Origin of the sequence: Granulicoccus phenolivorans DSM 17626 = NBRC 107789 = JCM 15570 (assembly GCF_000423085.1) — a bacterium.
Taxonomy (GTDB): Bacteria; Actinomycetota; Actinomycetes; order Propionibacteriales; family Propionibacteriaceae; genus Granulicoccus; species Granulicoccus phenolivorans.
Window position 1 is genome coordinate 56,340 of sequence record NZ_AUHH01000012.1, and the last position, 23,596, is coordinate 79,935.

Sequence of the window (23,596 nt, forward strand, 5' to 3'; positions counted from 1 at the left end):
TCGGAGGGCAGCATGCGGATCGGGGAATTCGCCGCAATGGCCGACACAACCGCCAAGACGCTGCGGTTCTACGAGGAGCAGGGGCTGCTCCCTCCCCCCGAGCGCACCCCCGCGGGCTATCGCGACTACGGTGCCGATGCGCTCGCGCGGATCGACTTCATCCATCGGGGCCGGGCCGCCGGGCTCACCCTGGCTCAGATCCGGCAGATCCTGCAGATCCGTGACCGCGGGCAGGCTCCCTGCGAGCACGTACGCGGGCTGCTGACCGAACGCACCGCCGAGATCGACGAGCAGATCGCCGAGTTGCAGGAACTGCGCCGGAGCCTCGCCCAGCTCCGCGATGCCGCCGATCGCCTCGAACCGGACGCGTGCCGCCCCGATCAGGTCTGCGCATACCTGTAGTACCGGGCCCGATCCGCGTCGGTTCGCCGGGCGCAAGCGGCGTACCAACGACCGGCGCAGGAGGAAGTGCTGAACTCAGTGACCGATGAACTACAGTGGCCCCGATGAGCGCTGAAGATCTTGAGCAGTACGAGTCCGACCTCGAACTGCAGCTGTACAAGGAATACAAGTCGGTGGTGGGGATCTTCACCTACGCGGTGGAGACCGAGCGACGGTTCTACCTGTGCAATGCGGTGGATCTGAAGGTCCGCACCGAGGGCACCGACGTCTACTACGAGGTGTCGATGAGCGATGCGTGGGTCTGGGACATGTATCGCCCGGCCCGGTTCGTGAAGACGGCCAAGGTGCTCACCTTCCGCGATGTGTCCATCGAGGAGATCGCGCACAACGACCTGACCGTCCCCGACGAGGCCTGACACCCGCTGGTGGGGTGAGTTGTCCACACCCCGGCGGGACCCCGAAGCGTGATCCACAGGCGCGCGCGGCCCGGCGTACGGAATCGACCCGCAGGGCCATCCTTCGCACATGAGCGTGCGACCGACGAGACAACAACTGGGCAGCCGCGGTGAGGACCTGGCCGCGGACCTGCTGACCGGCAAGGGCCTGACCATTCTGGAGCGCAACTGGCGCTGCCGATGGGGCGAGATCGACCTGATCGCCGCCGATTCGACCGGTCCCGACCCGCTGATCGTGTTCTGCGAGGTCAAGTGCCGCAGCGGTCTCGGCTATGGACCACCGCTGGAGGCGATCACCTTCGCCAAACTCACCCGGCTGCGCCGGCTGGCCGCGGCATGGCTGGCCGAGCACGAGGCCCACGGCCGGATCCGGCTGGACGCGATCGGGGTGGTGCTGCGCCGGGGGTACGCCCCGCAGCTCACCCACGTCGAGGGGATCCAGCCGTGAGTACGCCGGCCACCGCCCGCTCCGTCGCGCTGAACGGGCTGGAGGGCAGCCCGGTGGAGATCGAGGTCGCCGTCGGCGCCGGCCTGCCCCGCACCGTGCTGGTCGGCTTGCCCGATACCTCCCTGTACGAGGCCCGCGACCGCTGCCGTGCCGCGGTGGCCAGCTGCGGGCTGCGCTGGCCCGATGCTCTGGTCACCATCAATCTGACCCCGGCGACCCTGCCCAAGGCCGGTTCGCACTATGACCTGGGGATCGTCGCCGCGGTGCTGGCCGCCGCCGATCTGGTGCCCCGGGAGCGGCTGGCCGGCACCGTCTTCATGGGGGAGCTCGGCCTGGACGGCCGGGTCCGCCCGGTCCGGGGCATCCTGCCCGGCCTGTTGGCCGCGCATCGGCAGAATCTGACCCGGTGCATCGTGCCCGCGGCCCAGGCCGGGGAGGCCCGGCTGGTGGCCGGGATGGCGGTTCAGGGTGTGAGTCGCCTGCAGGACCTGGTTGAGTTGCTCCACGGCCGACCCGTGCCCGACCCGCTCCCGGAACCGGCGAGCGGCAGCGATCCGGTACCGGCCAGCGCGGACCTGTCCGACATCGTCGGTCAGATCGATGGGAAATGGGCCCTGGAGGTGGCCGCGGCCGGGCGGCATCATCTGTTTCTGCACGGTCCGCCCGGCGTTGGCAAGACCATGTTGGCCGAGCGGTTGCCGGGCCTGCTGCCCGATCTCAGCGTCACCGAGGCACTCGATGTGGCCGCGGTGGCGTCCCTGGCCGGCCACGACCTGGCCGACCAGTTACCGACCCGCCCGCCGTACGCCGATCCGCACCACACCGCGTCGGTGGCCAGCCTGGTCGGCGGTGGTGCCCGCTTCGTCCGGCCGGGGGCGATCAGCCTGGCCCACCGGGGCGTGCTGTTTCTCGACGAGGCGGCCGAATTCTCACCCCGCGCGCTGGAGGCCCTGCGCCGTCCGCTGGAACTGCGCAAGGTGACGATCTCCCGCAGTTCGGGAGCGGTGGAGTTCCCGTCCGACTTCCAACTCGTGCTGGCGGCAAATCCGTGCCCCTGCGGCCTGGCCGGTACGCCGGGGGCGAACTGCACCTGTCCACCACACACCGTCCGCCGCTATCGCGACCGGATCTCCGGACCCATCCTGGACCGGATCGACATCCAGCAGAACCTGGCCCCGATGAGCCGGGCTTCGTTGCGGCTGGCGGCCCGAACCCCGGCCGAGGGGTCGGACCGGGTGGCCCAGCGGGTTGCCGCGGCCCGGGAACGTTCCGGGGCCCGGCTGCAGGGGACCGGCTGGACGACCAACGGGGAAGTGCCCGGCCCTTACCTGCGCAAGAGCCTGCCGCTGCCCGACGGCTTCGACCTGCTGGAAACGGCCCTGGGCCGGGGGCTGCTCACGCTGCGCGGGGTCGACAAGTGCCTGCGCCTGGCCTGGACCATTGCCGACCTGCAGGGCCGCAGTCCGCGCGCCGACGATGTCCGTGCGGCGGTCGGCATGCGGCGCGGTGATTCCGAGGGGGTCAAGGTCGCATGAATCCACCGGCCACGTGGAGCCCCGAGGCTTGGGCTCGGCTGCTGTTGTGCTGCGTGAGCGAGCCCGGAGATCCGACCTTGACCGAGGCAGTGCGGCTGGAAGGAGCGGTTGCGGTCGCCGAGTCCCTGACCGGGTCCCGGGCAGCGACCGCCTGGGCCAAGCGGGCGGCCGGGCTCGACCTCGGCAGCGTCGTCGCCGCCACCGAGGCCTGTGGCGCGCGATTCATCACGCCCGCGAGTCCGGAATGGCCCGAACAGGTGGCCGAGCTCGACCTGGCCGGCCCCCTCGGCTCCTTCGGCGGTGCCCCACTGGGCCTGTGGCTGCGAGGTCCGGGCGACCTGGCCGCCATGACCGGGCGTACGGTCGCGATCGTGGGGTCCCGGGCCGCCACCAGCTACGGGGAACGGATCGCCGCCGATCTGGGTGCCGAACTGGCTGCCGCGGGCGTCACGGTGGTCTCCGGCGGCGCCTTCGGGATCGACGCGGCCGCCCATCGGGGAGCGATGGCCGCAGGGGGCCGGACCCTGTGCGTCCTGGCCGGGGGAGTCGACCAGCCCTATCCGCGCGGCAACGCCGCCCTGCTGGAGGCAATCGGCGAGGGGCACTTGCTCGTCTCCGAGGTGCCGCCGGGCGCCCATCCCACCCGACCCCGATTCCTGATCCGCAACCGGTTGATTGCCGGGCTCACCCAAGCGACGATCATCGTCGAGGCTGCCGCCCGGTCGGGGGCCCGGAACACGGTGAGCTGGGCCAATCTGCTGGGGCGGATGGTCCTCGCCGTTCCGGGTCCGGTGCATTCGGCGATGTCGGTGACTCCGCACGAACTGATCCGCACCCAGCAGGCGACCCTGGTCTGCGACAGTGCCCAGGTTCTGGAACTGATCTCCCCGATGGGACTGGCGACCCTGCCGGAGATCCGCGGCCCGCAACGGGTCACCGACGATCTGACCGAGAGCGAGATCGCGGTGTTCGAGTTCATCCCCGGGCGCGGTGCGCTGGCCGCCGGCGACCTCGCCCTGCGGGCCGGGCTCGACATGCGCAGCACCCTGGTCACGTTGACCCGGTTGGCCGATCGGGGCCTGGTCCATCAGGACGCTGAGGGCGGCTGGCGCCTGGTCTCCGGCAGCGTCCCGGGGTGATGGAATGTGCCCGTGGCCTTATATGCACAAGGGTGGCGCCGAGTACGCCAGATCATCGGAGACCTCTTCGTGGTGGCGTGGGTGGTGGGCTGTGCCTGGGCCACTGCGGCAGTCCGGGACCTCCTGCTGGCGGCGGCCGCGCAGGTCCAGCGCGCGGTCGACCTCACCACCCAGGTGGGCGGTTCGGTGGAACAGGCCGGCCGGGCCGCCGGCCGCGTCCCGGTGGTCGGCGGCGAGCTGGGCCGACCCCTGACCGACGCCTCCGACAGCGTCGCGCAACTGGCCACCAGCGCCCAGCAGCAGGTGGATCTGCTGCGCCAGATGGCCGAACTCAGCATTGTGGTGCTGTTCATCCTGCCGGTCGCCTTCGTCGTGTGGCGCTGGCTGCCCGGCCGGATCCGCTTCGTCCGGGAGCGGCGCAGCGCCGCGCGGCTGATCGACGCCGACGCGGACCTGTCCCTGTTCGCGCTCCGGGCGATGGCCCATCAGCCGATGACCAGGTTGGCCGCGATCTCGGATGATCCGGTCGGCGCCTGGCGTACCGATAACGCCCCGGTGGTACGCCGGCTCGCGGCGCTCGAACTGCGCGAATCCGGGTTGCCGCTCCCGCCGGAGGCGGCACCCGGGGCAGCGCGGACCACACCGACCCCGACCCCCGCAGCCCCCACCCCGCAGGCCGACCCCCGACCTCCGACGACCCCACCCACCGACCCGACCGACAACGTTGGTTAAGGTGCGATCGAGTCGACCCGAACCCCAATGAGAGGCACCACGATGGCCCTGATCGAGATCACCGCCGGCGACGGCACCGCCGAGGCGTACCGCACCGGCGAGGACGGCCGCCCCGGCATCCTGCTGATCACCGACGTGAACGGCATTCGGCCGCGGATCGAGGAGATGGCCGACCGGATCGCCGGCTGGGGTTACACGGTGCTGGTCCCGAACCTGTTCTACCGGCTGGGTTCGGTCGCCGAGATCGCCCCGACCACCGACCTGACCGTTCCGGAGAACCGCCAGGCCCACGGTGAGAAGGTGATGTTCCGGGTCGCAGACCTCAACCCCACCAAGCAGCGCGCCGACCTGGCCGGCTACCTCGATGCCCTGCAGGCGATCGCCGCCCCCGGCCCGGTCGGGGTGATCGGGTACTGCATGGGGGCCGCCATGGCCTCCCGCGCGGCCGGCTGGTTCCCCGACCGGATCGCCGCCTGCGCCGCCTTCCACGGCGCCCGGCTGGTCAGCGACGACCCCGACAGCGCCCACACCGTGATCGCCTCGGCGACCGCGGAGTTCCTCTACGGCCACGCCGATCAGGATCGGATCAACCCCGCCGAGGACATCGCGATCCTGGAACAGGCGCTCACCGACGCCGGCCTCACCTGGATCAGCAACATCTATCCCGATGCGCCGCACGGCTTCACCATGAAGGACCTGGTCAGCTACCAGGAGGCCGGCGCCGAGCGGCACTTCACCGAGAGCAAGGATCTGTTCGCCCGAACCCTCGGCCGCTGAATCCCGGGACCGACCGGTCCGCAAACCGAAAGGGGCCCCGGCCGCACCAGCGGTCGGAGCCCATTTCCTACGGTGTCCGAGAGAGGACTTGAACCTCCACGCCCTATAACGGGCACTAGCACCTCAAGCTAGCGCGTCTACCTATTCCGCCACCCGGACCGGTGACTGTGCCCTCACGGGCAGCGCTGAAGAACAATATCAGCCTGAGTGATTGTACGCGAATCCGGCCCAGAAGGCAGCAAGTGGTCCGCCGAGCTGGGGTGGTTTCGCTAGACTGCGGGCGACCCCCGAATGCTCATGCAACACAAGGAGGCCCGTGCTCATCTGGCTGCTGATCCACTTCTTGGCAGCCGTATGTGCGCCCCTTCTGGTGAAGGTACTGGGTCGCAAAGCGTTCTGGCTGCTGGCCCTGCCCAGTGCCGGGACCGCGGTCTGGGCGCTGCTGAACATCGGCTGGACCCAGACCCCCCACGAGGAGCGCTATCCGGTCGTACCCTCGATCAACGCCGCCCTCGACTTCCGGATCGATTCTCTCTCCTGGGTCTTCACCCTCGTCGTCTCGGTCGTCGGCGCGGCCGTGCTGGCCTACTGCGCCGGCTACTTCTCCAACAAGGAGACCGATCTCTACCGGTTCGCGGCCCACCTGACCGGGTTCGCCGGCGTGATGCTCGGTCTGGTCTGGGCGGACAACCTGCTCGGGCTCTACACGTTCTGGGAGATCACCACCGTGCTGTCCTACCTGCTGGTGGGACACCTGTCGGAGAAGGCCGAGAGCCGCGCCGCGGCCATGCAGGCCCTGGTGGTCACCACCTTCGGCGGCCTCGCGATGCTGGCCGGGATGATCATGCTCGGGCACGCCTCGGGCACCTACCGGGTCAGTGAGATCCTGGCCCATCCACCCGCCCCGAACGTCTACATCGGCGTCGCGCTGGCCCTGATGCTGGTCGGCGCGCTGACCAAGTCCGCCCAGGTGCCGTTCCACTTCTGGCTGCCCGGCGCGATGGCGGCCCCGACCCCGGTCTCGGCGTACCTGCACGCGGCCGCCATGGTGAAGGCCGGCATCTATCTCATCGCCCGCTTCGCCCCGACCTTCGCCGACTACGATCCGTGGCGCTGGATGGTGTTCGCCTTCGGCGGGCTGACCATGCTCATCGGCGGCTACCGCGCGATGCGCCAGACCGACCTCAAACTGATCCTGGCCTTCGGCACCGTCAGCCAGCTCGGCTTCCTGGTCATCCTGGTCGGCGGCGGTACCGCCGACTTCGCCCTGGCCGGGATCACGCTGGTGGTCACCCACGCCATCTTCAAGTCCGGCCTGTTCCTGTCCGTCGGGGCGATCGACCACGCCACCGGCACCCGCGACATCCGCAGACTGAACGGCCTGGGCCGAAAGATGCCTGTCCTGGCCGTCGCGTCCACCCTGTGTGCGGCCTCGATGGCCGGGATCCCACCGCTGCTCGGCTTCGTCTCCAAAGAGGCCGCCTACACCGCAATGTGGAACTCCGACCACCCCTGGCAGCCGGTCATGCTCGTGGTGATCGTCGCCGGCTCCGTGCTCACCTTCGCCTACAGCGCCCGCTTCGTCTGGGGCGCCTGGGCCACCAAGGATCCGGCCGCCGAGCGTACCGAGACCCACCCGAACCCTCCGGTCGTGGTCGCCCCGACCGTCCTGATGGCTGCCCTGTCGGTGCTGTTCGCGTACCCCAGCCCCCTGTTCGAACCGGTCGTGCGGCCCTGGACGAGCGGGATGCCCAGCTCCGAGCATCCGGTCCACCTCGGTCTGTGGCACGGCCTGACCCCGGCCCTGGGGCTCTCCGCGCTCACGATCGCCCTCGGCGTGGTCCTGTTCGTCTTCAAACGTCAGGTCTTCTCGATCCAGGCGGCGTTGCCCGATCTGCCGCGCGCCGCCCAGGGCTACCGGCTGATCATGCGCAGCCTGGACCGGCTCTCCCTGGAGAGCACCGGCCTGTTCAGCCGCGGTTCGCTCCCGATGACGCTCACTACCGTCCTGGCCGTGTTCGTCCTGTTCCCCGGCAGCGCGGTGGCCGCGGCGTACCTGCACCTGCCCGAGCTCAAGGTCGTCATCTGGGACCACCCCGCCCAGGCCCTGGTCGGCATCGTCATGGTCGCCGCCGCCATCGGCGCCATCCGGGCCCGGCGGCGCTTCCGCGGCGTCTTCCTGGTCGGGGTGACCGGCTACGGGACCGCTCTGCTGTTCCTGCTGCACGGCGCCCCGGACCTGGCCCTCACCCAGGTCCTGGTCGAGACCGTGTCCGTGGTCGTCTTCGTCCTGGTGCTGCGCCGGTTCTCCAGTCGCTTCCGCGATCAGTACTCCCTGATCGGCCGCGGCTGGCGCCTGGGCGTCGGCATTCTCTCCGGTGCGGTCTTCGCCGCCGCGGTGATGCTGGCCCCCCAGCTCCGGGTGGCGCCGCCGGATTCCACCTCGCTGCCGGTGAGCGCGTACCAGTTCGGTGGCGGGCTGAACATCGTCAACGTGATCCTGGTCGACACCCGGGCCTGGGACACCATGGGCGAGATCTCGGTCGTCCTGGTGGCCGCCACCGGCGTCGCGTCCCTGATCTTCCTGCGGCAGGCGACCTTCTCCGATCTACTGCAGCGCATCCGGCAGACCCGCGACGTGGACCTGACCGCGCCGGGTCGCTGGATCAGTTCCGCCAAGGTGGTGCCGGACGAACGCCGCTCGCTGATGTTCGAGGTGGTCACCCGGCTGATCTTCCACGCCATCCAGGTCTGGTCGGTCTACCTGCTGCTGACCGGCCACAACGCCCCCGGCGGCGGTTTTGCGGCCGGCCTGGTCGCCGGCCTCGGCCTGACCGTGCGCTATCTCGCCGGCGGCGCCGCCGAACTGCGGGCCGCGATGCCGGTGATGCCGGGTACCCTGCTCGGCATCGGCCTGTTCCTGTCCGCCGGCGTCGGCCTGGTCTCGATGCTCGCCGGGGGAGCGGTGCTCCAATCGTGGACCTTCGACATTCCGGTCCCGCTGATCGGCAACGTGCACCTGGTCAGCTCGACGTTCTTCGATATCGGTGTCTACCTGGTGGTGATCGGGCTGATCCTCGATATTCTGCGCTCCCTGGGCGCCAACATCGACGGCCAGATCGCCCGCGCACCGGTGGGCAGCCAACTCGGACTGGGGGCACGCCGATGACTGTCAGTCTGACCCTGGTCCTGATCGCCGGAGCACTGTTCGGCTGCGGAGTCACCCTGTTGCTGTCCCGCTCGCTGGTGCGGGCCCTGCTCGGGGTCCTGCTGATGGGCAATGGGGTCAACCTGGTCTTCCTGTTGGCCTCCGGACCGCCCGGGCGGACGCCGATCCTCACCGAGGCGGACAAGTCCGGCGTACCGATCGGGCCTGAGGGGATCTCCGACCCGCTGCCGCAGGCCTTCGTGCTGACCGCGATCGTGATCACCCTGGCCACCACCGCGTTCACCCTGGCGCTGGCCCACCGCTCCTGGCAGATCGGGCGGACCGATGTGGTCGCTGACGACGTCGAGTCGCAGCGTACGCACGAGCGCGCGGTCGCCAACGACATGTCCGACTCCGACTTCGTCAGCACCGCCGAACCGGCCCCGCCGGAGGGACCCGACACCGAGTTCATCGAACGCGAGGGCCGCGACGTCTCCGCCGAGGAAGCCGAAGCGGAGACCGAGGAAGTGCCCGGCGCCGACGACGTTCCGGCCGGCGTGGGCGAAACCGGCCCCGGACCGGAGGGTCGCCCGTGAACATCGACCCGACCGTCCTGATCCCGCTGCCGGTGGTCATCCCGCTGGTGGCCGCCGGCCTGACCCTGGTCACCAGCCGCCTCGCCTGGATCCAGCGCGCGATCTCCGGGACCGCCCTGGGCCTGGTCGTCGCGGTCTCGGCCGCCCTGGTCTGGCTCACCGACCACGGCGACCCGATGGCGATGGTGGTCGGCAACTGGTCGGTCACCGAAGGCATCGTGCTCATCGTGGACCGGCTCTCCGCCCTGATGCTGCTGGTCTCCACGGTGGTCACCCTCGGGGTGATGCTGTTCTCCGCCGGCCGCGGTATCTCCTCCGACGACGACGAACACGACGGCGAAGCGCCGCTGCCGATCTTCCATCCCACGCTGCTGGTGCTGTCCGCGGGGGTGTCGACGACCTTCCTGACCGGCGACCTGTTCCACATGTACGTCGGCTTCGAGATGCTGCTGTTCGCCAGCTTCGTGCTGCTCACCCTCGGCGGTACGCAGGACCGGGTCCGGGCCGGCATCAACTACGTCCTGGTCAACCTGTTGTCCTCGATGGTCTTCCTGACCGCGATCGGGATGGTGTACGCCGCGACCGGCACGGTGAACCTGGCGCGGCTGGCGCAACGGCTACCCCTGCTGTCGGAGGACACCCAGCTCGCGCTGCAACTGATGCTGCTGCTCGGCTTCTCGATCAAGGCGGCCGTCTTCCCGATGTCGGCCTGGCTGCCGGACTCCTACCCGACCGCCTCGGCCCCGGTCACCGCGGTGTTCGCCGGCCTGCTCACCAAGGTCGGGGTGTACGCGATCCTGCGTACCCAGACCCTGCTGTTCCCCGGCGACCGGGTGCAGACCATGCTGCTCGTCGCGGCCGTCCTGACGATGTTGGTGGGCATCCTCGGCGCCGTCGCCCAGGACGACATCAAACGAATCCTGTCCTACACGTTGGTCTCCCACATCGGCTACATGCTGTTCGGTATCGCGCTGGGCAATCAGGCCGGGGTGAGTGCGGCGATCTTCTACGTGGTGCACCACATCCTGGTGCAGACCACCCTGTTCCTGGTCACCGGCCTGGTGGAACTGCGCGCCGGATCCACCTCGTTGAAATCGCTCGGCGGCCTGATCGGGATCGCCCCGCTGACCAGCCTGCTCTACTTCATCCCCGCGATGAACCTGTCCGGGATCCCGCCGCTGTCGGGGTTCCTCGGCAAGGTCGGGCTGATCCAGGCCGGGGTCGAGCAGGGGTCGCCACTGGCGTACGTGGTGATCGGGGGTGCGCTGCTGACCAGCCTGATCACCCTGTACGCCATGGCCCGCGTCTGGGCCCGGGCGTTCTGGCGGGACCCGGTGGAGGAGGCCCCGCAGGCCCCGCAGAAGATCACCGCCGGGGTGATCATCCCGACCGCCCTGCTGGTGGCCTGCACGATGTCGCTGACGGTGTTCGCCGGCCCGCTGTACCGGATGACCGATGCCGCCGCGCTGGCCCTGCTGGAGCGGACGCCGTACATCACCGCGGTGCTCGGGCTGTGACGGGGCAGGTGATGAGATGAAGCAGAAACTGTGGCGGCTGTACCGCTCGGCCCGGCTCGGCTCGATCCTGGCCCTGACCCTGCTGTGGGTCGCGCTGTGGGGCCGGCCGAGTGTCGGCACCTTCGTCCTCGGGTTCCTGATCGCCGCCGCGTCGGTCCACCTGTTCCCGATGCCGCGGGCCGGCTCCCGGTTGAAGATCCATCCGGTGTGGTTGTGCTGGCTCCTGCTGGTCTTCTTCCACGACCTGGTGGTGGCCAGTTTCGTCGTCGGCTTCAAGGCGATCCGGCCCAGTGGCGTCGCCCGGGGCCGCATCGTCACGGTGCAGTTGCAGGGGCACAACGACTTCCGGCGGGTGATGACCGCCGAACTGACCTCCCTGGTGCCCGGGACGGTGGTGATCGACCTGGACGGGGCCACCAGCGAGATGGTGGTACATATTCTGGATCATGCCGATGACGCGCGGGTCGCCCGCGAGGTGGCGCACATCCACGCCCTCGAGTTGCGGGTCCGCAAGGCGTTCGGGGGGCTGGAACCGCAGGAATGGGAGGACGCATGAGCGACCCGAGGATGATCATCTTCGCCGTGTGTGCGGTGATGCTGACGATTTCGGCGATCCTGGCGCTGTACCGGATCGTGCGTGGCCCGTCGGTGCTGAACCGTGCGCTGGCCTCCGACCTGATCGTGTCCATCCTGATCTGTGCCCTGGGCATCCTGATCGTCTCCCGCCGCGACGAATGGTCGCTGCCGATCGTGGTGTCGCTGTCCCTGCTCGCCTTCGTCTCCTCGGTCGCGGTGGCACGCTTCATGCCGCGCTCGCGACCGGTCTACAGTGAGCCGCACGACATGCAGGAGGAATGAGATGGACACCGTCAACCTCATCCTGGACTGGGCCGGTGCGGTGCTGCTGCTGGCCGGAGCGGTGCTCTGTCTGCTGGCCGCCATCGGGCTGAACCGGTTCCCCGACCTGCTCTCCCGCATGCACGCCACCACCAAGCCGCAGGTCCTGGGCATCATCCTGGTGATGTTCGCCATCGCGATCACCCTGCGCTCGCTGTCGGTGCTGGCCACCACGCTGCTGGTGATCCTGTTCCAGATGCTCACCGCCCCGGTCGCCTCGCACATGATCGCCCGCGCGGCCGTGCTGGCCGGGCAGGTCGACCTCAGTCAGGGCGGCGCCGACTGTGTCCCCGCCGACGACGCGGCCAACCTCGACCCGCCCAGCGACGACTCCGACGAGCCTGCCGAGGAGGGCAGCCGTGCCTGATCGCCCACCGGTCCTGGCCGACCGGACCCGCGTACCCACCGACCGTCCCGGGGTGGAGTACGAGATCGAGAAGGTCCGCCTGGACAGCACCTGGTCGCGCAACGCGATCCGCCGCCTGCTGACCGACCGGGCCGAGTACGGCGGCTGGGAGCTGATGCGCCTGCGCCGCTACCGCGACGGGTCCCGCGAGATCTGGGTACGCCGCAAGGCGGTCCGGGTCCGCACCACCTGGTGAAGCCCCCGGCGCCGACCCACCGTGGCGCCCGGGCCGGGTCAGCCGGGCCGGCCCGGATTGGGTCCGCCGGAGACGTCGTCCAGGGCGGCGACGATCTCGGCCGGCAGCGGCCCCTTCTCCTCGGTCCGCAGACAGGCGGCCAACTGCTCCGCCGTCCGGGCCCCGAGCAGCGGCGCGGTGACCGTCGGCGCGTCGCGGACCCACAGCAGCGCGACCTCCAGCGGGGTCAGCCCCAGCCCGTCCGCGGCCCGCGCGACCGCGGCCACCACCCCCTGGGAGCGCGGCTCCAGATAGGGCTCGACGAACCAGGAGAAATGGCTCGCGCCCCGGGAGTCCCGCGGGGTGCCGCCGCGATACTTGCCGGTCAGCACGCCGCGGCCCAGCGGTGACCAGGGAAAGAAGCCCAGCCCGAGATCGCGGCAGGCCGGCAGGATCTCCACCTCGGCGCGGCGCGCGAGCAGCGAATATTCCACCTGCGCACTGGTGATCGGCGTACGCCCGGGCACCGCGGCCTGCCAGGTCGCCGCGCGGGCGGTCTGCCAGCCGATGAAGTTGGACAGGCCGATGTAGCGGACCTTCCCCGAGCGGACCGCCTGATCCATCGCTTCCAGGGTCTCCGCCAACGGCGCCTCACCCCAGGCATGGACCTGCCAGATGTCGATCCAGTCGGTCTGCAGGCGCCGCAGCGAATCGTCCAGATCGGCCAGCAGCGCCCGCCGCGAGGTGTCCACGACCCGCTGCCCGTGCCGCGGGACGAAGCCCGCCTTCGTGGCGATGACCAGGTCCGAGCGGGGCACATCGGTGTGGGTCAGTTCCCCGATCACCCGTTCCGCCTCGCCGTGCCCGTACGCCGCCGCGGTGTCGAGAAGCGTGCCGCCCGCCTCGGCGAAGGTGGTCAACAACCGGCGCGACTGTTCCCGGGAGGTGTCCCGGCCCCAGGTCATCGTGCCCAACCCGAGCCGGGAGACCTGCAGTCCGGAGTCGCCGACAGTTCGCATCTCCATGGGGTCAGACCCTAACGCAACTCGACCGCGGTCGGATCCAGCGCGGCATCGACGGCCGGATTCACCCCTGGGCGAGCGGGTGCAGGGTGCCGTTCAGCAACAGGACGGCCACCACCGCGGCCAGGATCCAGCGATAGATCACAAACGGCTTGAAGTTGTGCGTGGACACATAGCGCAGCAGCCAGTGGATGACCGCCAGGCCGATGGCGAACGCCAGCAGCGTCGCGACCGCGATCATCCCCCAGTTGGCATTCGGATCGCCCGGGATGTCCTTGAGCTTGAACAGCCCGGACGCGAACACCGCCGGGATCGCCAGCAGGAAGGAGTACCGGGCGGCGGCCTCGCGGGTGTAGCCCATGAACAGACCGCCGGCGATCGTGCCGCCGGACCGCGACACCCCGGGGACCAGCGCGCAGGCCTGCCACAGGCCGTACAGCAGACCGTCCTTCCAGCTCAGGTCCGCCAGCGTCTTGGTGTTGCGCGGTACGCCATTGACCCGGCGGGAGGCCATCGCGTCGGCGATCCAGATCACCACACCGAACCCGGCCAGCATCGCGACCGTGATCCACAGGTTGCGCAGGGTATGGTCGATCGCGTCCTGGAACAGCACCCCGAGCACCCCGATCGGCACCGACCCGATGATGATCAGCCAGCCCATCCGGGCATCGGGGTCGTTGCGCGGGATCTTTCCGAACAGGGAGAGGAACCAGTGCTTGATGATCCGACCGATGTCCTTGGCGAAGTACAGGACCACGGCGGTCTCGGTACCCAGCTGGGTGATCGCGGTGAAAGCGGCGCCCGGGTCATGACCGCCGAGGAGTTGGCCGACGATGGAAACATGGGCGCTGGAGGAGATCGGCAGAAACTCCGTCAGGCCCTGGACCACGCCCAGGACAATGGCATCCAGCCAGTTCATAGGTGATTTCCTTTCCGGCGCGGGTCCCCGGCGGGGCACAGCGACCTTCGGAATCGTAGACCCGCCGGCGGTGTCGGGAATCATCGGCAACGCCCCTGCCGCCGGATCGGGGACCCTGGTCTGACCCGGTGGTACCGGGGTCGCGCGCCGGAGGTGTTTGGATGGGTCCCGTGACCATCCACTCCGCGCATCCGTTCCTGCCCCCGCCCGAGCAGCGGGACCAACTGCGTCGCTTCCGGGGCCGGCTGGCGGCCCCGGTCACGGTGTGGACCACCGGGGTCGGGCGTACCCGCGAGGGCTGGACGCTGTCCTCGGTGCTGGTCGCCGACGGCGGCCCCGAGCGGCCGGCCGAGGTGCTCGGTCTGCTCGACGAGGACACCGACCTGGCCGATGCGCTGACCCCGGACGCCACCCTGGTGGTCAACCTGCTCGATCCCGGCCACACCCACCTCGCCGACGCGTTCGCCCGCCTCACCCCGGCCCCGGGTGGCCCGTTCCGGGTGGGGGACTGGACCGACACCGCCTGGGGGCCCCGGCTGGCCGGCGCCAGCTGGCTGGGCGCGCGGGTCCGCACCGCCCCCGGGTACGCCGGCTGGGCCCTGCTGGTGCGTGCGGTGATCGAGCACGTCGAGGTGGTCGACCAACCCGGCCTGGTGCATTGGCACGGCCGCTACCGCTCCCTGTCCCAGGAGCAGTAGCGGCCGTGGAACAGGGCTCGTTCAGCGCTTGATCAGCGGCGAGTTCAGCCCGGTCTGCTTGTCACCCTCGTTGAAGAAGTCCTCGTGGAAGATGTCGCGGGGGAACAGCCGGCGACTCATGAACGACTTCAGGCAGCCCTCGACCATGCCCGGGGAGCCACACATGTAGCCCTGGTAGCCGGTCAGCTTGTCGAAGTCCTCCTCCATCGCGGTGGTCACCAGACCGCCGCGGTAGCCCTCGGTGGGCTCCTCGTCGGAGACACAGGCGTGGTAGGTGAACTGGTCGGGGTACTCCTCGGCGAGTTCGCGGAAGTAGTCCACGTCGTAGAGGTCGGCGGCGGTGCGGCCACCGGCGTACAGGGTGATGTGGCCCTCGTACTCCTCGTTCAGCAGCGCATGCTTGACCATCGCGGCCAGCGGCGCCATCCCGGTGCCGCCGCCCATCATGACCACCGGCTTGTCCTCCCAGGTCCGCAGCACGAACTTGCCGTAGGGACCGGAGAGCTCGACCTTGTCACCGACCGCGGCGTTCTTGAACAGCCAGCCGTCGGTGGCCACGCCACCGGGGACGTTGCGGACCTGGAACTCCACGATCCGGTTCTCGGTGGGGGAGTTGGCCATCGACCAGGTGCGGTCGACGTGTTCGGTGCCCGGCACGATGACCTTCATGTACTGACCGGCGTTGAAGTGCAGGTCGCGGTCGAGTTCGATCCGCAGCCGCTTGATGTCGCGGGCGATGTCGCTGATCTCGACGATGGTGCCGGTGTAGTCCTGCACCGGGAAGACCTCGAGTTCCTCGTCCACGTCGATGTCGGCCTCGAGGGTGACATCGCTCTGCGGGCGGGCGCAGCAGGTCAGGGTCTTGCCCTCCTCGCGTTCGAAGTCCATCAGCGCGAACGAGGACGCCTCGCCGTGATCCACCTCGCCGTCGAGGATCTCGACCTTGCAGGTGGCGCAGGTGCCGTGGGTACAGGAGTGGGGCAGCCAGACGCCGGCGCGCAGGCAGGCTTCCAGGATGGTCTGGCCGGCGGGAACCTCGACCTCGCGGCCGAGGGGTTCAACGGTGACAGTAAAGGTCTCGCTCATGGCGGTGGTTCCTAGTCGACGGTGACAGTGATGGGGAGCCGGCTGCGTCCGACACAGCGGCAAAATGATCGGCCGGGCGGGCCGGGGAGTACGTGCCTCCCCGGCCCGCCCGGTCAGGTGTGGATCAGGCGTTGGCGAAGGTGAAGGTGTGCTTGTGGCCCACCCCGAGCTCGTCCAGCGTCTGCTCGTCCTTGGCGGTGAAGTCGACGTCCTGCAGCTGGAAGCTGTAGGCCTGACCCGCCTTGGTGTGCGGGTTCGCGCTCACGTAGGGCAGGAACTGGGTCTGGTAGAAATCGCCCCAGGTCATCGCCTTCGGGACCCGGACCGTCGCACCGCTGCGGAACCACATGTCGTCGGTCTGCACCATGTTCACCAGGATGTCGTCGCCGTACAGCTCCTGGGCGGAGCGGGACGGGAAGTTGTAGTCGTACAGGGCAGGTGTAGCCATTGTTCGTCCTCCTCGGAGATTGTCGGTGGTCAGTGCCCGGCGCCCTGACCGAGTTTGTCCTCGATCATCTGGTGGCGGGCAATCCAGTTCTTGTGGTCGACCGAGCCGATGTACTCACCGGAGTCGCCTTCCTGGAAGCCGTACCACTCGAGCACGTCCGGGATGGTCGGGCCACCGCAGTTGCCCTGGTAGATCTGGTGCACCGGCAGCCAGGCCTGACGGAACTTGGCCGGCTCGCGGTCGAAGATCCACTTGCAGCCCTCGGAGCACAGGTTGTAGTTCTCACCCTCGTACTCGGAGTGGTACACCGCCCGCTTGTGCGGGTTCCCGTTCTCGCAGTACACCATCGGCACCTGGCAGACCTGGCACAGCTGCGGCAGGCCCGGGTAGAAGAACCGGTTGCCCTCCTCGGCCAGCTTGCCCATCTCCTCCCACTTGCCGCGGTACAGCTGGTTGAAGGTATCCGGGTACGCCTGGGCCAGCCAGTCCAGGTGCTCGGTGTCGGGCACGGTGGTGGTGAAGTTCGCGGCGTGGCTGAACTGGTAGAAGGTGTCGTGCAGCCAGTGCGACAGGTGATCCTTCTCCCAGATCGCCTGGTCGACGTGCTTGGGCGGCTTGATGCCGTACAGCGCCAGGTCGGGGAACAGGCCGCCGAGCATCTGCTGCTCGAAGTACAGCTCGAAGGCTTCCTTCCAGCTCATCACCGGCCGCGGCAGCTGGTAGTCCAGCATCTGCGAGACGATGCCGGTCACCCGGTAGCCGCGCCAGAACCACTTGTCGACCCACTCCTGGACGATCGGGACGTTCGCCTCATCCTGCTCCAGGATGAACTTGATCGCCTCCAGACCCAGGGTCATGTGCCGGGACTCATCGGACTGCGCCGAGAAGCCGAAGGTCATCGTGGGCAGGTCGCCGTTGAACGACGCGGCCGACATGAACGGCACGAACAGCAGGTTGGTCAGCAGGTACTCGAAGGAGAACCCGATCGCGATCAGGAACTCGAAGGGGCCGGCCGACAGCGCGTCGTCGAAGTAGGACTTGGTCACCGACAGGTACCAGACGCGGTCGTGCTGCTGGGCGAAGTTGTGCATGCCCTGGTAGTACTTGTTGTAGTTCGACAGCGTGTGGATCTCGGTCTGCGCATGGCGCATCTCGTCGATCGACTGGCACAGCGCCGCGAAGCGGGGGCCCGGGCCGTTGAACTGCCGCGCCAGGTAGGCGAAGTGGCGGTGCGCGGCGTACTCCAGCGGGGTCACGCCGCCGAGGAAGACCTTCATCGCGTTGAGGTACTTGCCCTCCGACAGGGTCAGGTGGCCCTGGCTCTGGGCGAAGCCGTCCAGCACCGAGTAGAGGCGCTTGTCCTTCTCGGCCTGGTAGCGGTAGTAGGCGTCGACGGTGAGGCGGAAGGGGTCGTCCCACTTGGACCAGTCGTGGATCTTGATGCCCTCGTAGCTGGTGTGGGGGTACATCTCCTCCTCGGAGACGTAGCCGGGAGCCCAGTCGAGGTCCCGGGTCAGGGCGCCGTAGCGCGCCTTCATCGACAGCTTCTTGGCCTTCGGAGTGCCGGTCGGGTTGGCAGTGGCGGTCATCTCAGTAATCCTCGTCCTCGTCGTCTTCTACCTTCGGTCCCCAGGAGATGACGATCTTGTCCTCATCCCACTCGGAGATGTTTCCCGCGAGGGAAACGATGGCCATCTGGAACTCGTGGGTCTCCCACGGGCGACCCAGCTGGGCCTCCACGCTCTCCCGCTTGATCTCCAGCCGGGCCGGAGCCTGCAGCCGGACCAGGCCGGGGGTGTAGGAGGTCAGCAGATCAGCGTTGTCACCCTGGATGGCGGTGACCAAAGAACGGTTCTCGTCGTTCTCCTGCAGGTCGATCGACACCGGGCGATCGAACTTCGTCTCCTGTGCAGTCATCTCAGGCACCAACCTTCACATCATCGATGTCCAGCCCGAGCTTGCGGTACTTCTCCACGACCTCGCCGACGTACTCGTCCAGGCGCTCGACCGCGCCGGTGGCAACGAGCGCATCGGCGTGCTCGGCGTGGCTGCGGACCGCGGCGTACCCCTGCGGCAGCCACTTGTTGATCGCCGCGGACATGGCGGCCTTGTTCGACTCGCCGTACTCCTCGTCGTTCACCCAGGTCTTGTAGAGCGCATCGAGCCACTTGCGGTGGTCGGTCCACCAGGTGCCGATGTGCTGGGCCAGCAGCGAGTACGCCCCGGCGCCGCCGAGGATCGCGGCCTCGTCCAGGTGCCGGTAGACCAACTGGTCGAGCAACTCGTCGACCATGTCCATCCCGATCACACCGACGGCCCAGTCCTCCTCGACCAGCAGCTTCTCGATCGCCTCGCGCAGCCCCTGCAGGCTCGGTTCCTCCAGCCACAGCTGCTTGGCGACCTTCAGCTGGGCGGCGGTCTGGTTGCCCAGGGCGATGCCGACCCGGGAGATCAGCTGCGCGTTGCCGACGCGGTCGAAGCCCTCGTAGCCGGCGCACTGGGTGATCGTGGCCCCGTAGCCGAAGCGGCAGGCGTTGGAGAACAGCATCTGGCCGCCGGACTCGTAGTGGCGCAGCGGGATGATGACCTCGGTGATCAGCTGCTGCCAGGCCTCGGGGGTGCGCTCGAGCAGACCGTGGTCGGTGACGTAGTCCAGGGTCTTGCCGAAGGCCTCGTGCATCGCGGCCCGGTTGGTCACGTACGGGGTGTAGTAGTACTGCCGCGGATCCAGGTAGGAGTACGGATCGGCGAGCTTGAGCGCGGAGTAGTCCGCGTCGTAGAGCTCGCGGGTCGCGTCCCAGGTCGGGCGGTAGTGGAAGTTCTCCACCGGCTGCAGATCGATGGTGCCCTCCAGGTAACGGGAGGCGGGCTTGTCGCCGTAACGCTTGATGAGCGGATCAAACGTGTGCCGCAACGGCTCGATGATTTGTTGCTTCAGCTCATATTGCACGGAATTACTCCTTAACGGTGTGCGAGATGCTCAACAGTGAGCAGTGAGGGCTTTCAGCTGAGATGGACGGGCTGCTCGTTGTGCAGTCCGGCGGCGATCACCAAAGAGATGATCAGATCGGGCAGGGCTTCGGGGCCGGAAAGTTCCTGCGGTTCGCTGCTCGGCCGGTCGTCGAGCAGCAGCTGGCCGACGGTGGAACCGCCGGTGTAGTGGGTGGCGACCCGGGCCCGGTGCGAGCGGCAGGTCATCGTGAACGCCAGTTCGTCCCCGCTGATCTGGTCCTCGAGGCTGAGGTGGGACGCCTCGTCCTGGATGATGGCGTTGGCTTCGCAGACGTACTGCTCGGCCAGGCAGCGCAACTCGACCTGCCGGTCGGTGCCCTCGTTGCGGGCCACGGCCAGCGCCGGTCGGACGGCCGGCGCCGGTGCCTCGGTCGGCTCGTCGGTCCCGAGGACCTCGGCCAGCCGGTGCATGAACATGGTCATGGGTGGGGCTCCTCCTTGAGTCTGCAGCACTGCGTCGTGCTTGTGTCTTCGACTGTAATCTGGGTCACCTAGGGACCGGAATCCGTGAAACTACCCGTTTCCGATTCCCGGACCCCGCGAGCAAAGGAGCCTTGTGACTGACCTGGCCGAGTCCGTGCTGGCCACCCCGCTGGCCACATTCGTGGGACGTGAGGAACTGTTGACCAGGGCCGGCGACCTGGTGGCCGAACACCGGCTGGTGACCCTGGTGGGTCCGGGCGGGATCGGCAAGACGCGACTGGCCGCGGTACTCGCGGACCGCTTGCAGTCCCGATTCCCCCAGGGCGTGGTCGGTATCGGCCTGGACGCGGTGGTCAGCCCGGAGGACGTGGTCTGGCGGGCCGCCTCGGCGATCGGGGCCGGGGAGGAACTGGACCTGGATCCGCAGACCCGGGTGCTGCGCCGGCTGCAGGAGCGCACCATGCTGCTGGTGATCGACAACTGTGAGCACCTGTTGGCCGCCTCGGCCGACCTGGTGCTGGCCATCCTGCGGGAGTGTCCCCTGGTGAGCGTGATCGCCACCTCGCGGGAGCCGCTGGGGATCAGCGGGGAATATGTGCTGTCGGTGCCGCCGCTGCAGGTGCCCGACTCCTGTGCCGACCTGGATCTGGTCCGCGAGTCGGAGGCGGTCCGGTTGCTGGTCGACCGGGCCACGGCGGCCGGGGCCGAGTTGGAGGTCACCGCGGCGAACTGCGCGGACGTGATTCGGTTGTGCAAATATCTGGACGGGATGCCGCTGGCGATCGAACTCGCCGCCGCGCGGTTGCGGACCCTCGGGGTGGGGGACCTGTTGGAGCGGGTGGATCAGCGCTTCACCCTGCTCAAGGGGTCGGCGCGGGACGTGCTGCCGCGGCACCGGACCCTGGAGGCCCTGGTCGACTGGTCCTACAACCTGTGCAGTCCGCAGGAACAGGTGCTGTGGGCCCGCCTGTCGGTGTTCCGCGAAGGCTGGGATCTGGCGGCCGCGGAGGCGGTGTGCGGCTTCGGCGAGATCGCGCCGGAGGAGGTACTCGATCTGCTGGACGGCCTGATCGCGAAGTCGGTGGTGATCGGTGGGGCCGGCAACGAGGCGTACTTCCGGATGCTGGTGACGATGCGGGACTACGGCGAACGGATCGCGCAGAGCTCGGGGGAGTGGGAGACCCTGCGGCGCCGCCATGCCGACCAGGTGCTCAGCCGGACCCGGGCCCTGCGCCGCACCTGGCTCGGGCCGGACCAGGCCGCCGGGCTGGACTGGGCCCGCCGCAACGTCGCCGACATCGTCGCGGCGATGGACTGGGCCATCGGCTGCCCCAGCGGCCACGACATCGCCGCCGAGATCGCGGCGACCCTGCGCAATTACTGGGCCAGCGGATACAACATGGCTGCGGGGCGGTACCGACTGGAACGCGTGCTGGCCCTGTCCGACGTTTCCGAACCGTTGCGCTGCGAGTGCCTGTTGGTGCTGAGCTGGGTCACCCTGCTGCAGGGCGACCACGATCAGGCCCTGCTCTACCTGGCCGACGCCGGAAAGCTGGGCCGACAGCTCGGGGATCGCCGGATCCTGGCGGAGGTATCCACCTGGACCGGGCTGCATCGCCTCTTCTCCGGTCGCCCGGCCGAGGGCGTCCCGCTGTACCGGCGCGGCATCACGGTGCTGCGCGAGGTGGGCGACCTCGGCGCCATGGTCACCGCGATGTTCCAACTCGCGCTGTGCGAGATGTTCTCCGATGACGCCGATGCCGCGACCGCCACCTGTACCGAGATCCTGACCATCAGTGAACGCACCGGGGAGGCCTGGACCAAGGCGTACGCGCTGTGGATCATGGGCATGATCCGGCTGCGCGAGGGAAACATGACCGCGGTGCGCGACAACGTGGTGCAGGCCCTGGAACTGCAGCTCATCTTCCGCGACGGGATCTGCACCTCGCACCTGCTGTTGCTGGCCTGCCAGGTGCTGATCTCGGCGGGGAAGGTACGCCTGGCCGCGCGGCTGCAGGGCGCCTCCGATGCCGCCTGGGCCGATCAGGGCACCGATATCCAGGCCTTCGGGCCCGATCTGGCCGCCTTCGACCGGCAGAACCGGGAGCGGCTGCGGCGGCTGCTGCCGGCTGCGGAACTGCGGGATCTGCAGGACGGGGCCGGCCGGCTGGACCTACCCTCGGCGATCCGGTTCGCGCTGGCCGAACTGGCCCAGGTGGAGGTGTCCCCGGCCAGCCAGGCCGGCCTGACCAAACGGCAGACCCAGGTGGCCGCGCTGCTGGTGGAGGGGCTGAGCAACAAGGAGATCGCCAAGCGCCTGACCATCTCGATCCGGACCGTGGATGGGCACGTGGAACAGATCCTGGCGAAGTTCGGGGTGTCCTCGCGCGCCCAGGCGGCGGTGCGACTGCGCGAACTCGCGGTTGGTTGAGCGACTAGAGTCTCTGCTCATGACGACGCTTTTCCTGTTGCGGCACGGGCGCTCCACCGCGAACACCGCCGGGGTGCTGGCCGGGCGTACGCCGGGGGTGGCCCTGGACGAGACCGGGATCGCGCAGGCCCGCGGGGTCGGACGTCGGCTGGCCGAGGTGCCCCTGGTGGCCGCGCTCACCTCACCGATCCAGCGGTGCCTGGAGACCACCGGGCTGGTGCTGGCCGATCGGGCCGTGCCGGTCCGCGAGGAGCCCGGTCTGGCCGAGTGTGACTACGGCGAGTGGACCGGGCGTACGCTCAAGGAACTGGCCGGGGAGGAGCTGTGGAAGACCGTGCAGCGGCACCCGTCCGCGGCGGTCTTCCCCGGGGGCGAGTCGATGCCGCAGATGTACGCCCGGGCGGTCACCGCGGTCCGCGAGGCCGAGCGCGGCATCCGCAGCGAGCACGGGGACAACGCGGCCTGGCTGGCGGTCTCCCACGGCGATGTGATCAAGTCGATCCTGGCCGACGCGCTGGGGCTGCATCTGGACAACTTTCAGCGGATCATGGTCGAGCCGGCGTCGCTGTCGGTGATCAACTACACCCCGCAGGCCACCTTCGTGGTCACGATGAACCAGACCGACGGAAAACCGACCGACTGGATTCCCAAGCAGGAGACCGGCGACGCGGTTGTCGGGGGCGGAACCGGGAAGCAGGTCTAGTCCGTATTCAGGGGACATAAGGTAGAGCCATGGCGATTCTCCAGCACAGTTTCGACAACCCCGACCGCTTCGTGGCCGGCACCGTCGGCCGGCCGGGTGAACGGTCCTTCTTCCTGCAGGCACGGCAGGGCAACAATCTGGTCTCGGTGCTGTGCGAAAAGCAGCAGGTCGCGCTGCTGGCCGAGCACCTGGAACGGATGATGGACGAGGTCGGCAAGCTCGTCGACGGCAATCTGCAGCTGCCGCCCCCGGTGGCGGTCGCGCGCGACAACGATCCCCTGGACGCCCCGATCGAGGAGGAGTTCCGGGTCGGCACGATGTCCCTCGGGTTCGACCTGGCCGAGGAGCGGATCACCATCGAGCTGTTCTCGGTCACCGGCGACGCCCCCGAGGACGAGGACGAGGAGGACGCCGCCGAGCAGACCCCGGAGATGCTGGCCCAGCGGGCCGAGGAGGTCGTCCGGGTCCGGATGACACTGCCGGCGGTCCGCGACTTCATCGCCCGCGCCAATGCGGTGCTGTCGGCCGGCCGCCCGCCGTGCCCGTTCTGCGGTCAGCCGGTCAATGCCGGGGGCCACATCTGCCCGCGGGCCAACGGGTATCGGCGTCCCCTGTTCGAGGGCTGAT

Annotated in this window: 26 protein-coding genes and 1 tRNA gene; 18 read left to right on the plus strand and 9 right to left on the minus strand. The window is 69.0% G+C overall.

From position 1 onward, the window contains the following. The first annotated feature begins 12 nt into the window (after window positions 1-12). The 7 genes from G531_RS0106440 to G531_RS0106470 all read left to right on the plus strand — a co-directional run bounded on the left by G531_RS0106440 (window position 13) and on the right by G531_RS0106470 (window position 5,488). Window positions 13-402: a heavy metal-responsive transcriptional regulator gene (locus tag G531_RS0106440; protein ID WP_026926615.1), complete on the plus strand. Its 390-nt coding sequence runs from the start codon at window positions 13-15 to the stop codon at window positions 400-402. Between the two features lie 104 nt (window positions 403-506). Continuing rightward, a complete protein-coding gene (locus G531_RS0106445; RefSeq protein ID WP_026926616.1) occupies window positions 507-818 on the plus strand; it encodes a DUF2469 domain-containing protein in 312 nt (103 codons plus the stop codon). Between the two features lie 109 nt (window positions 819-927). Then, complete coding sequence (locus G531_RS0106450; RefSeq protein WP_026926617.1) at window positions 928-1,305, plus strand: YraN family protein; 378 nt, start codon at window positions 928-930, stop codon at window positions 1,303-1,305. Next, complete coding sequence (locus tag G531_RS0106455; protein WP_026926618.1) at window positions 1,302-2,840, plus strand: YifB family Mg chelatase-like AAA ATPase; 1,539 nt, start codon at window positions 1,302-1,304, stop codon at window positions 2,838-2,840. Before G531_RS0106450 ends, G531_RS0106455 begins: the two co-directional genes overlap by 4 nt. A 53-nt stretch (window positions 2,841-2,893) precedes the next feature. After that, a complete protein-coding gene (gene dprA / locus G531_RS0106460) occupies window positions 2,894-3,979 on the plus strand; it encodes a DNA-processing protein DprA (RefSeq protein ID WP_060930021.1) in 1,086 nt (361 codons plus the stop codon). Window positions 3,980-3,991: 12 nt separating this feature from the next. Next, on the plus strand, window positions 3,992-4,711 hold the full coding sequence (locus G531_RS20925) for a hypothetical protein (protein ID WP_145978747.1): 720 nt from the start codon (window positions 3,992-3,994) through the stop codon (window positions 4,709-4,711). Window positions 4,712-4,753: 42 nt separating this feature from the next. After that, the gene (locus G531_RS0106470) at window positions 4,754-5,488 is read left to right on the plus strand and encodes a dienelactone hydrolase family protein (protein ID WP_211221787.1); all 735 of its coding nucleotides are present in this window, start codon (window positions 4,754-4,756) and stop codon (window positions 5,486-5,488) included. Between the two features lie 73 nt (window positions 5,489-5,561). Here the strand turns inward: G531_RS0106470 and G531_RS0106475 are convergent. Next, window positions 5,562-5,647 (minus strand) — tRNA-Leu (locus G531_RS0106475). 157 nt (window positions 5,648-5,804) lie between these two features. On the opposite strand from G531_RS0106475, the gene G531_RS20930 reads away from it, so the two are divergent. From G531_RS20930 to G531_RS20950, 7 genes are read left to right on the plus strand one after another with little or no spacing between them, the layout of a single operon-like run. Continuing rightward, window positions 5,805-8,657, plus strand: a complete 2,853-nt coding sequence (locus G531_RS20930) for a Na+/H+ antiporter subunit A (RefSeq protein ID WP_051215148.1) — start codon at window positions 5,805-5,807, stop codon at window positions 8,655-8,657. Next, window positions 8,654-9,232 (plus strand): Na(+)/H(+) antiporter subunit C, encoded by a 579-nt coding sequence (locus tag G531_RS0106485; RefSeq protein WP_026926621.1) that lies wholly within the window; start codon window positions 8,654-8,656, stop codon window positions 9,230-9,232. Before G531_RS20930 ends, G531_RS0106485 begins: the two co-directional genes overlap by 4 nt. Continuing rightward, window positions 9,229-10,749, plus strand: a complete 1,521-nt coding sequence (locus G531_RS0106490) for a Na+/H+ antiporter subunit D (RefSeq protein WP_026926622.1) — start codon at window positions 9,229-9,231, stop codon at window positions 10,747-10,749. Before G531_RS0106485 ends, G531_RS0106490 begins: the two co-directional genes overlap by 4 nt. Before the next feature lie 16 nt (window positions 10,750-10,765). Continuing rightward, window positions 10,766-11,305: a Na+/H+ antiporter subunit E gene (locus tag G531_RS20935; RefSeq protein ID WP_051215149.1), complete on the plus strand. Its 540-nt coding sequence runs from the start codon at window positions 10,766-10,768 to the stop codon at window positions 11,303-11,305. Beyond that, complete coding sequence (locus G531_RS20940) at window positions 11,302-11,607, plus strand: MrpF/PhaF family protein (RefSeq protein ID WP_081683889.1); 306 nt, start codon at window positions 11,302-11,304, stop codon at window positions 11,605-11,607. The genes G531_RS20935 and G531_RS20940 overlap by 4 nt, the downstream gene beginning before the upstream one ends. Window position 11,608: 1 nt before the next feature. After that, a complete protein-coding gene (gene mnhG / locus G531_RS20945; RefSeq protein WP_051215151.1) occupies window positions 11,609-12,013 on the plus strand; it encodes a monovalent cation/H(+) antiporter subunit G in 405 nt (134 codons plus the stop codon). Next, window positions 12,006-12,248, plus strand: coding sequence for a DUF5703 family protein (locus tag G531_RS20950; RefSeq protein ID WP_245630516.1), 243 nt, complete (start codon window positions 12,006-12,008; stop codon window positions 12,246-12,248). The genes mnhG and G531_RS20950 overlap by 8 nt, the downstream gene beginning before the upstream one ends. A 38-nt stretch (window positions 12,249-12,286) precedes the next feature. On the opposite strand, the gene G531_RS0106515 is transcribed toward G531_RS20950, so the two are convergent. Continuing rightward, on the minus strand, window positions 12,287-13,252 hold the full coding sequence (locus tag G531_RS0106515) for an aldo/keto reductase (RefSeq protein WP_026926623.1): 966 nt from the start codon (window positions 13,250-13,252) through the stop codon (window positions 12,287-12,289). A gap of 61 nt (window positions 13,253-13,313) precedes the next feature. Next, window positions 13,314-14,168 (minus strand): undecaprenyl-diphosphate phosphatase, encoded by an 855-nt coding sequence (locus tag G531_RS0106520; protein WP_026926624.1) that lies wholly within the window; start codon window positions 14,166-14,168, stop codon window positions 13,314-13,316. A gap of 161 nt (window positions 14,169-14,329) precedes the next feature. Between G531_RS0106520 and G531_RS0106525 the strand changes: the two genes are divergently transcribed. After that, window positions 14,330-14,866 (plus strand): flavin reductase family protein, encoded by a 537-nt coding sequence (locus G531_RS0106525; protein WP_035757930.1) that lies wholly within the window; start codon window positions 14,330-14,332, stop codon window positions 14,864-14,866. Between the two features lie 21 nt (window positions 14,867-14,887). On the opposite strand, the gene G531_RS0106530 is transcribed toward G531_RS0106525, so the two are convergent. From G531_RS0106530 to G531_RS0106555, 6 genes are all read right to left on the minus strand, one after another. After that, window positions 14,888-15,952, minus strand: coding sequence for an NADH:ubiquinone reductase (Na(+)-transporting) subunit F (locus tag G531_RS0106530; RefSeq protein WP_026926626.1), 1,065 nt, complete (start codon window positions 15,950-15,952; stop codon window positions 14,888-14,890). A 124-nt stretch (window positions 15,953-16,076) separates the two neighbouring features. Next, on the minus strand, window positions 16,077-16,400 hold the full coding sequence (locus G531_RS0106535; RefSeq protein WP_026926627.1) for a hypothetical protein: 324 nt from the start codon (window positions 16,398-16,400) through the stop codon (window positions 16,077-16,079). Window positions 16,401-16,429: 29 nt separating this feature from the next. Next, entirely contained in the window at window positions 16,430-17,989 is a 1,560-nt protein-coding gene (locus G531_RS0106540; RefSeq protein WP_051215152.1) for a YHS domain-containing protein, read from the minus strand. 1 nt (window position 17,990) lies between these two features. After that, window positions 17,991-18,317: an MmoB/DmpM family protein gene (locus G531_RS0106545; protein ID WP_026926629.1), complete on the minus strand. Its 327-nt coding sequence runs from the start codon at window positions 18,315-18,317 to the stop codon at window positions 17,991-17,993. A 1-nt stretch (window position 18,318) separates the two neighbouring features. Further along, window positions 18,319-19,350, minus strand: coding sequence for a ferritin family protein (locus tag G531_RS0106550; protein WP_026926630.1), 1,032 nt, complete (start codon window positions 19,348-19,350; stop codon window positions 18,319-18,321). A 53-nt stretch (window positions 19,351-19,403) separates the two neighbouring features. Further along, complete coding sequence (locus G531_RS0106555) at window positions 19,404-19,835, minus strand: hypothetical protein (RefSeq protein WP_026926631.1); 432 nt, start codon at window positions 19,833-19,835, stop codon at window positions 19,404-19,406. Window positions 19,836-19,968: 133 nt separating this feature from the next. Here G531_RS0106555 and G531_RS0106560 point away from each other — a divergent pair, with 133 nt between their 5' ends. From G531_RS0106560 to G531_RS0106570, 3 genes are read left to right on the plus strand one after another with little or no spacing between them, the layout of a single operon-like run. Beyond that, on the plus strand, window positions 19,969-22,266 hold the full coding sequence (locus G531_RS0106560; RefSeq protein ID WP_051215153.1) for an ATP-binding protein: 2,298 nt from the start codon (window positions 19,969-19,971) through the stop codon (window positions 22,264-22,266). A 19-nt stretch (window positions 22,267-22,285) separates the two neighbouring features. Then, window positions 22,286-22,969, plus strand: coding sequence for an MSMEG_4193 family putative phosphomutase (locus G531_RS0106565; protein WP_026926633.1), 684 nt, complete (start codon window positions 22,286-22,288; stop codon window positions 22,967-22,969). 29 nt (window positions 22,970-22,998) lie between these two features. Then, a complete protein-coding gene (locus G531_RS0106570; RefSeq protein ID WP_026926634.1) occupies window positions 22,999-23,595 on the plus strand; it encodes a DUF3090 domain-containing protein in 597 nt (198 codons plus the stop codon). Window position 23,596 lies beyond the last annotated feature (1 nt).